General features: G+C 71.3%; 4 protein-coding genes. 2 read left to right on the top strand and 2 right to left on the bottom strand.

Translation table 11 applies throughout. From position 1 onward, the window contains the following. Positions 1–707, top strand: a 707-nt coding sequence (locus ABDW35_RS34985; RefSeq protein ID WP_343718452.1) for an SDR family oxidoreductase, incomplete at its 5' end; no start/stop codon positions are given. A 73-nt stretch (positions 708–780) separates the two neighbouring features. Then, positions 781–1,554: a signal peptidase I gene (gene lepB / locus ABDW35_RS34990; RefSeq protein WP_343718453.1), complete on the top strand. Its 774-nt coding sequence runs from the start codon at positions 781–783 to the stop codon at positions 1,552–1,554. A 132-nt stretch (positions 1,555–1,686) separates the two neighbouring features. Here the strand turns inward: lepB and ABDW35_RS34995 are convergent, their stop codons facing one another. Together ABDW35_RS34995 and add are read right to left on the bottom strand one after the other, a co-directional pair. Further along, the gene (locus ABDW35_RS34995; RefSeq protein ID WP_034843693.1) at positions 1,687–2,034 is read right to left on the bottom strand and encodes a RidA family protein; all 348 of its coding nucleotides are present in this window, start codon (positions 2,032–2,034) and stop codon (positions 1,687–1,689) included. 30 nt (positions 2,035–2,064) lie between these two features. Further along, positions 2,065–2,979: adenosine deaminase (gene add / locus ABDW35_RS35000; protein ID WP_343718454.1), on the bottom strand; the 915-nt coding region annotated here is incomplete at its 5' end.

Genomic DNA, 2,979 nt, shown 5'->3' on the forward strand with positions numbered 1-2,979 from the left:
ATGCCTTCGTCATCGGCGGTTCCTCGGGAATCGGGCTGGCCACGGCCAAGCGGCTGCAGGCCGATGGCCTGCGCGTCACCATCGCCGGCCGGGACCCGGGCAAGCTCGCCGCAGCCTCGGCCGAGGCGGGCGGGGCGATCGAGACCGTCATCCTCGACGCTACCGATCCGGCCTCGGTCGCGGCCGCCTTCGATCGGGTGGGCAGCCTCGACCATCTCGTCCTCGCCCTCGGCGGCAGCCAGGGCGTGTTCGGGCCTTTCGCGGAGCTGGACCTTGCCACGTTTCGCCAGGCCTTCGAGGGCAAGTTCTGGGCGCATCTGGCCTGCGCCCAGGCCGCGCTGCCGCGGCTGCGCCGCGACGGGTCGCTGACCTTCGTCTCCGCCGCCAGCGCCCGCATGGCGACGCCCGGCCTGGCCGGCGCCGCCGCGATCAACGGGGCGGTCGAGACCGTGGCCCGCATCCTCGCCGCCGAGCTGAAGCCGCTCCGGGTCAACGCCGTCTCCCCTGGGCTGATCGACACGCCCTGGTGGGATTTCCTGCCGCAGGCGGAGAAGCAGGCGACCTTCGCCGCCTACGCCGAGAAGATCCCGGCCGGCCGTCCCGGCCGGGCGGAGGAGGTGGCGGCGGCGATCGCCTTCGTCATCGGCAACGGCTACATGACGGGCCACACCCTGGTCTGCGACGGCGGTATCAGCCTGGGCGGCTGACGGAATCATGTCCCGTTCTTAACTTGTCCGAAGCCGGGCGCGGCGCGAAGGTCGCGGGCATCGGAGGTGTGCCATGGCGACCGACACGGGCTCGAAGACTGGCGGCGGCGCCCGGCGCTGGCTGCGCGGCGCCGGCGAGCTGGCGGCGCTGCTGCTGGTGATCGCCGCCGCCAAGACCGCCATCGCCGAGCCCTTCTACGTCCCCTCCGGCTCGATGGAGCCGACGCTGCAGATCGGCGACGAGCTGGTGGCGGCCAAGTTCAGCTACGGCTACAGCGCCGCGTCGCTGCCCTTCGGCCTGACCGTGCCGGAGAGCGGCCGGGTGCTGGGCCGGCTGCCGGCGCGCGGCGACGTCGTCGTGTTCCGCTGGCCCGGCGACCCGTCGCAGACCTGGGTCAAGCGGGTGATCGGGCTGCCGGGCGACCGCGTCGCGCTGCAGGGCGGGCGGGTGTGGATCAACGGCGCGCCGGTCGGGCTGCGGCCGGATGGCGAGGGCAGGGTGGAGCGCGACAACGGCGCGACCGTGCCGGCGCTGCGGCTGGTCGAGACCCTGCCGGGCGGCGTCAGCCACCCGGTCTTCAAGCTGTACCAGCACGGCCCGCTGGACGAGATGGCGGAGATCACCGTCCCGCCCGGGAGCCTGTTCGTGATGGGCGACAACCGCGACAACTCGGCCGACAGCCGTCTGCCGGTCAGCGCCGGCGGCGTCGGCCTGCTGCCGGTCGGCGACCTGGTCGGCAAGGCCGAGCTCGTCGTCGGGTCCTGGGATCTCGGCCGCGCCTCGCAGCCGGTCTGGACCTGGCCCGCCGGGCTGCGGCTGGACCGGTTCCTCTCGGCGATCGAGTGACCGCGCAAGGTTGGCCACTGGCCCCATAAACTGTCATGCCCGGGCTTGACCCGGGCATCCAGAAGGTCTCGACGCTCTCTGGATTGCCGGGTCAAGCCCGGCAATGACAGCCGTGAGGGGAGGCCGCTGCGATCAGATCGCCGCGGTGACCTGGATCTCGACGCGGTATTCCGGGCCGGCCAGCTTGCTCTCGACCGTGGCGCGGGCAGGGGTGTTGCCGGGCGAGACCCACTTGTCCCAGGCCGCGTTCATGGCGGCGAAATCGGCGATGTCGGCCAGCCAGATATTGGCGGTCAGCAGCTTGGTCTTGTCGGTGCCGGCCTCGGCCAGGAGGCCGTCGATCGTCGCCAGGATCTGGCGGGTCTGCTCGGTCACGTCCGGGGTCGGGTTCTCGGCCACCTGGCCGGCCAGGAACACGCGGTCGCCATGGATGACGGCCTGGCTCATGCGCGGCCCGACGCCGATGCGCTTGATGGTCATGGGGATATCCTCTTTCTGCTTGGATAGGGATCAGGAATCGAGCCTGGCGATGAGCTTGGCCCGGGTGGGTTCGTCGACGAAGGCGGCGTGCAGCGCGGTGCGGGTCATCTGCCGCAGCGCCGCCTCGTCGAGGCCGAAATGCCGCTCCGCCACCGCATATTCATGGCCGATGGTGGTGGCGAAATAGGGCGGGTCGTCGCTGTTCAGCGTCACCTTCACCCCGGCCTCCATCAGCTGGCGCAGCGGGTGGGCGCGATAGTCGGGATAGACCTTGGTGGCGATGTTGCTGGTCGGGCAGACCTCCAGCACCGTGCCGCGGTCGGCCAGCTCGCGCACCAGGGCCGGGTCCTCGATCGAGCGCACGCCATGGCCGATGCGGGTGACGGGCAGGCGCAGGGCGGCCCACACGCTCTCCGGCCCCGCCGCCTCGCCGGCATGGACATTGCAGGCCAGGCCGGCCTCCTCATGGGCGATGCGGAAGGCCTGGGCGAACAGCCGCGGCGGGAATCCGGCCTCGTCGCCGCCCATGCCGAAGCCGGTGACCAGCGGATGCGGGTGCTTCGCCGCCAGCTTCGCCACCTCGACCCCGCGCTCGGCCCCGAGATGGCGGACGCAGGTGACGATGATGCGGGATTCGATGCCGGTCTCGGCCCGCGCATCCTCGATGCCCTGGACGATGCCGTTGAGATGGCCCTGATAGGACAGTCCGGCCGCCGCGGCATGGTCGGGCGAGGACATCAGCTCGACATAGATCGCGCCCTCGGCGGCGCAGGCCTTGAGGTATTCGTAGGTGACGTCGCGATAGTCCTGCTCGGTCCTGATCACCGTGCTGGCGGCGTCATAGACCTTGAGGAAGTGCAGGAAATTGGTCCAGGCGAACTCGCCCTTGGCGTCGAACAGGTCGGCCGGCAGGGTCATGCCGTGCCGGGCCGCCAGGCGGCGGAT

The sequence above is a fragment of the Inquilinus sp. genome (assembly GCF_039594555.1).
Taxonomy (GTDB): domain Bacteria; phylum Pseudomonadota; class Alphaproteobacteria; order DSM-16000; family Inquilinaceae; genus Inquilinus.

What these genes read in the sequence shown, in the direction of transcription:
- lepB (WP_343718453.1), top strand. Translation starts at nt 781, where the DNA reads ATGGCGACCGACACGGGCTCGAAGACTGGCGGCGGCGCCCGGCGCTGG.
- ABDW35_RS34995 (WP_034843693.1), bottom strand. Translation starts at nt 2,034, where the DNA reads ATGACCATCAAGCGCATCGGCGTCGGGCCGCGCATGAGCCAGGCCGTC.